Below are 7,562 nucleotides of genomic sequence, written 5' to 3'. Positions count from 1 at the left end.
TTTCTAGGACGAGTATTCAGTGACATGGCAACTTGATTTAAATAATGCTGATCTGCCTGATTTAAATCAATCCCTTTAGGTAAATATTGCCTAATTAAACCATTCATATTTTCGCATGTGCCTTTTTGCCAAGGTGAATGTGGGTCACAGAAATATACATCTATGCCTAAATCTTCTTCGAGTATTTTATGTTCTGACATCTCGCGTCCACGGTCATAGGTCAACGTTTTACGCAGTTCTGCAGGTAAATATTTCAGAGCTTCAGTTAAAGCCTTGCGCACTGATTCTGCCTTTGCATCAGGTAATGTTGCCAAGATACAGAGCCGTGTATTTCGTTCAATAAGTGTTGCTATCGAACTTTTATTGTCTTTACCTTTAATTAAATCAGCTTCCCAATGACCCGGTATTTTTCTTTCTTGAACTTCGGCTGGGCGCTCATGAATAGTTTTAATATCCTGTAATATAGAATCTTTTTTAGGTTCACCGTTAGCTTTTCGCTTTTTATTTTCATGACGCAGACAGGATAATAAGTCTTTTTTCAACTCACCCTTGGGTAATGCTCGTATCGTTGAATAAATCGTTGTATGGCTTACATTCATTGTTTGATCCAAATCAGGAAATGTCTTTAAACGCTTTGCTATTTGCTGAGGAGACCATAAACAACGGATCGCTTCAACAATAAATTTCCAGAGGATTGAATCGATTTTGAGTTTTCTGTGACCACGTCTACGTCTAGCGAAGGTGTTATCAGAAGCATATCGAGCTTGATAAACGTCATTGATGCTATTTCTTTTAAGCTCACGATAGATCGTACTAGGATGTCTTTTAATGAGTTCAGCAAATTTTCTGGCTGAAAAGCCTTCTTTTCTTGACTCAAGCATTAATGCAGTACGATCTTCAAAGTTAAGATGATGGTATGACAATTTTATATACTCCATAAACCCTTTAAATTAATTAGGTGGTTTATGTCGCACTTCAAGTTTTACTCTGCCATGCTTGCTCATTTGTACCGCAAAGCATATTGCTTAAAGCTTCCTTTACATCTACGGCTTGAGTAAAAATTATGAACTGCAATAACTCTGTAAATGTGTAAATTTCAGATGTTTTTAAACCTAAGTTTTGCTGTCCAATTTGCTCACTCATTTTTTGTGGCACAATATAGACATCTTGAGCCTGCACTTTTTTTTGTTGAAATTGTTCTAGTGCATAGTCGATTAGAAGTAATGTTGAAATATCATCGTCGAATTCGAATTGCCATAAAGCTTCATCGAAACTTGTAGTGTCGATATGTGCTAATAATTTGATTTCAACGGGTTGATACTTCATGACTCATCACCTTTGTAATCTTTTACATAAGCGATGTAGCCTGATAAATTATGCTCTTGGTCATCAATCCGTACTCGGAAACGATCATGGCGAATATAAAAAGCATGTAAAATTTTATCTGGCCGTGCCATATACATCGCCATTTCCGGATAAAAAAAGCCTGTCGTTTGAAAATCAGCTCTGAATTCAATTAATTTTTGAAGCTCAGGCATATAAGCTTGCTCAAAAAGTGCTGTGTGCCCCTGCTCTTTTAAACGGTTCACCATTTTATAAGCAGCCATTAACATTTCTAGTAAAGTCGCATAAGTCGTTTTTCGATTGCGAATAAAAATAAAATGTTTTAAATAATTATTTAAACCAAAAATAAAATATTTATCTTCAGGGCATATTTTAGTGAGTTCATTTGTACAATAACTTAACCAATGATCATGGTATTTTTCATATCTCTTTTCAATAAAACATTCAAACATTAATTTAACAGTTTCTAATAATCTAGAATCTTGGTTGATTTGATATAACCTTAATAAAGCTAAAGCAGCTTCACCATCATAATAAATAATTCTGAATTTTTCTTTTAAATCATAATCTGGATAATTTAATACGTGAGTTGTTGAGCCATTTGAATCGACTAATTTTAAAATACCATTTGCAAGTTTCTCTGCATATTTTTGATAATCAGTTTTTTGAGTAATTTCTTGATATTTAGTGAACATTAAAATAGCAGCAGCATTGGCACCTAATTTAATTTCAAATTCCCCTTCTTTACCATCAATCATAAAAGCAGTTTCTGAGTCTTTTTCTTTATAAAAGTTGGTCAGTGCATATTGGATAGCAGCATGTATCTTGGGCCAATATTCTGGTTTGCTCTGCACTTCAAATGTTTCCAGCAACGCATACACCGAGGTACAGTGGCGTACCGTATTATAGTTACGAATATCTCGATCATAAGCAGAAAAATAGCCATAGATAAATTTGCCATTTTCTTGAATTTGATCATGCAAAAATGCCGAATTTTTTTCAATTAACGACTGAAAATGCTGTTTCTTATTGCTCGAAATCGCCCTGATACCATTCGCATCATAACCGCTCGCTAAATTAATGAATTGCCCATTTTCATAAAATGCTGCGTAGGTATCAAAAGTCCAAATGTCTTGTAGCTCTTGTAGTTTAATCTGTGGTTTAGTCGCGTTATATTTTTGCTTAATTGAATAATTCAGATTTGTTTCATCAAAAAAGTTGGGTTTGTCATAGCTCAAACCTCGTATAATTGCCTTTCCATAAATCTCTTGCTCAAGAAAAGCTACTGAACAGTGTTCATCAAACCCAATACCTTTACGGTAGTGGTTGTTGTGAAATTGATGATGGACTTGCTGCTCTACTACTTTCCAAGCTTGTTTCGTTAAATTATATGCAACATCAATTTTTATATAATCAGTAAGTAGTTCCTGTGCAAACTGATCATTAATGAAAGCTAATAATTGTATTTTTGCTTGTGAAAAGCTTGTTTTTTTACTATGCCATACGTTACATCTTTGGTCTTTAGGCCCATAAGATATAAATAAAATCGTCTTCTTTTGAAGATCTGAAACATGGGGAGCGATATGTTCTAACCAAAGGTTCAGTTGTCTTTGGAAGTTTAAAAATGCTTTCACTCGAAATCAGTCCCTATCCGTTGTTTGTTGTTCTATAAAGTTTTCAATCCATCATAGCATGAACATGTAAAAAGCTAAGTTAACGTATTGTTTAGACATAAAAAAAGAGCCCGAAGGCTCTTTTTTTTCTATAAGTCGATTGTCAGATTAGAAAATGATTTGACCATTGTTGATCAAGTCATTCAATGTGACTGGACCAGTGAGGTTAGTCAATTGAAGCAATGGTGTTTCAGTGTAAGTACCTTCTACAAGTAATCCACCATCACGGTCTACGCTGATTGTCGCAGTTTGAGTACCAGCATCGTAGCTTACTGACACATATTGACCGATTGTTAAGTTAGTTTGAGAACCAATTAACAAGTTACTTAAGTCAATCTTATCAGCCTGATCATCCGTTGCAGTATTACCTACGTGGAAGTCAGTCCATACATCTACACCACCTGCTGTTGTATTACCACCAGTTGCGTTAGTTACGCTTGCAGCCGTTAATGTGTTGTAGATCAAGGTATCAGAGCCATTACCAAGAGCAAATGTATCATTTGCCGCAGTACTCACTGCAAGACTATTCAACTCTTGACTCAAGTTAATCGTCAATGTAGAGGTATATTCACTACCATCGATCACTGAAACTAACTTGTAATCAATCACATCAACTGTCGCATTTGCAGCGCTGTCTAATGGTTTGTAGAAGTAAGAGCCATCATTGTATAGATACAATGTACCTTCACCTGTATTCACTCCTTGACCAGCAGCTAGTTCATAAGTGCCAGTTGTTGAGTTCATTACATAGAGCTGAGTACCTTCTACCACATCATTAGTAAGGACGTTACCAGTAATCCAGTCGGTTTGACCATCTGGTGTGTATTGGTCTAGATGAGTCGCTGTGGTTGTAATTACTGTATCTAAAGTAACTTGGCCAATAGCAACTAGAGCACTAATGTTGAATACGATTTGGTACGTACCTGCAGACAGATGTGGGACATCTGTCGAGTAGGCTGGAGCACCCAACACGCCCGCTAAAGCCGTCGCTGAACCTGAATAAACCGTATCTACCCATACACCGCCTACAAACTGCTGAATCTTATAAGCTACAGTTGGTAATGCCGATAAGCTTAATGATGCAGTGTAGTTCAACTGTATATGAACATCACTAACAGTGTTCGCACCAATTACAAATTGGCTAGAAGTGACTGTACCTGTAGTACCATAGATCGGAGTACCAACAATTGGAACAGTACCAATCTGAGCAAATTGTAAGTCACCACTCGCCACTGAAGCGGCAGGGTCTACCACTGGTTCCATACTGATTGTTGCATCATCTGTATCAGCTGTTACAAATGGTGTTGGAAGAGTAGCATCTGCCGAAGGATCTGCTGTATTCCAAGTGACATCAACATCTGGCGAACCAACTTGAACATGTAATGTAGCGGTATCAGTTCTACCAGTTACAGGATCTGTCACTGTGTAAGTGAAGCTATCAACTTTACCTACATTCGCCATATCCGCAGTTGCCTGATAACTATAAGTACCATCTGCGTTAATAGTCAGAGTTCCGTATACCCCAATAACCGTTGCTGGAGTACCCGCTACAACTGTAGTTGTATTACCATTTTCAGCTGTAACAGCAGTTACTACTGAAGTTGTCGTAATGTAGTCCGGCACATAGTTTGTACCGTAAACCGCAGAGTTATCATCAGCAAGTACATTACCAGTTACAGGGTCAACAACCAGTACAGGCGGTTGAGTGATATCACCATGATTTAGCGTGATATCCGCAGTAACACTACCTAGAGCTGTAAGTAATGTGTTGCTTTCCATGAACAACTCGTAAGTACCAGCACTTAAGTTATCAATCTTGAATTGAACTTCAGAACCAAAGATACCTAACAAGTCAATTACGCCAGTATCAGAACTATCTGCAACTACAGTACGAGTGCCATCTGGATTTACTCGTGTTAATACCACATGTAAACCGTCGACAACCGTAGCAACCGAACCAAAGTTCACTGCAATAATCGCGTCAGTCAGATTACCTGGATCAACTGTAAATGTCGCTGTACCTTCTTTAGAACCGATAACGATACCACCTACGCCGAGTAACCAGTTATAGCTGATCGCATTATCAAGTACCTCAGTTGTTACTGGATACACCATGTCTATTTCAGCTGAAGCAACGTTATCCATCGCATCTACTGGAAGCGGACTAGTAATTACAGCTGGTTGAGATGGATCTGCATCGTTCCAAGTCATATCTACACTGTCACTATCGAGACGAACATAAAGTGTTGCCTCAGAAGTGTTACCTGTTACAGGATCAAGCAAGGTGTAGGTAAATTGATCTACCTGACCTAGGTTTGCTCCGTCTACAGTTGGGGTATAAGTGTAGTTACCATCTTGGTCGATTACCAATGTACCGTATGCACCAACTATTGTTGCACCAGCAACTGGATCAACTGCAACACCATTCACTTGAGAGATCACAGCACTGCTGCTTGCTGCATCAACTTCACCAGTGAGGCTCGCATCTTTGATGACATTACCAGAGATCGGTTCAACAGAGTAACCAGCCACGATGTATGGATTGTAGACATCCATCGTACCAGTTAATGTTCCGCCTAAACCTACACCGACTAAACCTTCATATCCAATGAATGCACGGTACTGACCAGCATCCAATCCTTCAAGTACAGCTGTTGGTGTTCCACCGATAAGCGTTAGATCGATGAGTGAAGCTTCTGGGTTAGTACCACCAATCGATACCCATTGGCCTGTTGCTTCATCAAATTTCTGAACAACAATCGCATAATTACTGAGTAAATCTGCTGTGATTATGGCATCGAAAGTAAACGTTGCTGTGCCTTCACGGTTTGGATCAACAGTAAACTCAATTGCATCGTTACCAAGCAATTGTAAATCCAGACCAGCTAACGATACAGCTACAAGATAACTCGCACTACCTAACGCAACATCATCTGCAACAAGCAATGGTTCTGGGTTGATCTCTGCAGTTACAACATTATCCACCGCTTTCACAGAGCTCAATTGAATATTGAGGTTTGCTTGAGCCGTATCGCCTGTTACAGGATCAGTTAATGTGTAGACAAATACATCTGTTTGACCTACACCTGCTGCACTTGCAGTAGGAGTATAAGTATATGTACCGTCTGGATCGATTACCAAAGTACCATACAACCCATTGATCACAGTATCTAGCGCTGTAACAGGCTGACCATTTACTGCTGTAACTACAGTCGTAGCGGTTACAACGTCTGTTTCGCCACTGGTATTGATATCAGTAATCACATTCCCATCAGCAACTTCGGTGTAGTATCCACCTACTTGTGTTGTGTCATAAACATCCATTGTGCCTGTTAAGGTACCCAGTAAACCGATACCTAGAAGACCGTTATAAGTCATGAATGCACGGTATTGGCCTTCTTCTAATCCATCAATAACTACACTCGGAGTTCCACCTAGCAGAGTTAAATCTAAAATATCAGCTTCACCACCACCGTAAACAGAAGTCCAATCACCCGTTATTGGGTCTAGTTTTTGTAGTACCAATGAGTAATCAGATAAAACATCTGCGCCAAGCAATGCACTATAGGTAAATGTCGCGTTGCCTTCTTGACCAGCACCTACTGTAAAATCAATTGCTTCAGAACCAAGTTGTAAATCAAGTCCAGCCAGTGAAACCAAGGCTAGGTAAGTTTCACTACCTAAAGAGGCATCATCTTGTACAAGCAATGGTTGAGGTGCAAGTACAGCTGTATCAGTGTTATCGAAAGCAATGATAGAGCTTGCAAGAGTATAAGTTTGCGTATCTTGAAGTGTACTAGCGTTTCCTGCGAGGTCTGTGAATGTCGCAGTAGCATCAACAGTTAAGTCTGAATCTGCTGCAAGACCACTACCAGCTACATCAACTGTCCAAGTACCTGCTACGGCATCAACTGTGGCTGTATAGTCAACACCATTTACAGTAACCACAACACCTGTTGTTACTGCATCTGTAGGGATGTTGGTCAATGTACCTGTTAAGGTCACTGATCCACCAGCTTCTGTCGCATCCAAGATGTTATCAGCAGTAACTGGGTCAATTGCTAACACAGTTGTAGTGATATCAGGTGGAGTAACATCTAGAGTTACCGTTACATCTGCATCTGCAACATCAAGGTTACCTTGTGCATCTACAGCCTCAGCATGAATCACAATCTGACCAGTCACAGGATCTGCTGCTGTTGCGGCAAGAGTCGCTGTAATGAAGCCGTTTGCAAGGTCAGCTGCTGTCACGGTGTAGTTAGTACCGTTCACATTCACCACCGTGCCATCGATTGCATCTGGTCCCAACGCCACTTGTGCATTGAAGGTGCCGTCTGTACCTAGTTCGTCTGCATTTAAGATAAGGTTGCCATCTAAGTCTTCAGGAATCGTGATCGCACCGATCAGGTCTGCAGGCAAGGTATCTACAGTCACGGTGATATCTGCATCAGCAACATCAAGGTTACCTTGTGCATCCACTGCTTCTGCATGGATGGTCACAGGGCCTTCGCCTGTTACAGGAATCGCTGCGGTGATGAAGCCGTT

The 7,562-nt window shown here is 39.7% G+C and carries 3 protein-coding genes and 1 pseudogene; all 4 read right to left on the bottom strand.

Annotated elements, in window-relative coordinates:
- Positions 1 to 938: IS30-like element ISAba125 family transposase (locus MKL51_RS17805; protein WP_079396101.1), on the bottom strand; the 938-nt coding region annotated here is incomplete at its 3' end.
- A 52-nt stretch (positions 939 to 990) separates the two neighbouring features.
- A pseudogene (locus tag MKL51_RS17800) lies at positions 991 to 1,326 on the bottom strand (CapA family protein); the annotation flags it as partial.
- Positions 1,323 to 2,978, bottom strand: coding sequence for a hypothetical protein (locus MKL51_RS17795; protein ID WP_005803973.1), 1,656 nt, complete (start codon positions 2,976 to 2,978; stop codon positions 1,323 to 1,325). The gene MKL51_RS17795 and the pseudogene MKL51_RS17800, both read right to left, overlap by 4 nt.
- 147 nt (positions 2,979 to 3,125) lie before the next feature.
- A partial coding sequence (locus tag MKL51_RS17790; protein WP_270904379.1) for a beta strand repeat-containing protein occupies positions 3,126 to 7,562 on the bottom strand: 4,437 nt, incomplete at its 5' end.

The organism is Acinetobacter sp. AOR18_HL, from assembly GCF_027855145.1.
Lineage (GTDB): Bacteria > Pseudomonadota > Gammaproteobacteria > Pseudomonadales > Moraxellaceae > Acinetobacter > Acinetobacter pittii.
The sequence above is the reverse complement of the archived record's forward strand: the minus strand, read 5'-3'. Positions and strand labels throughout refer to the sequence as shown.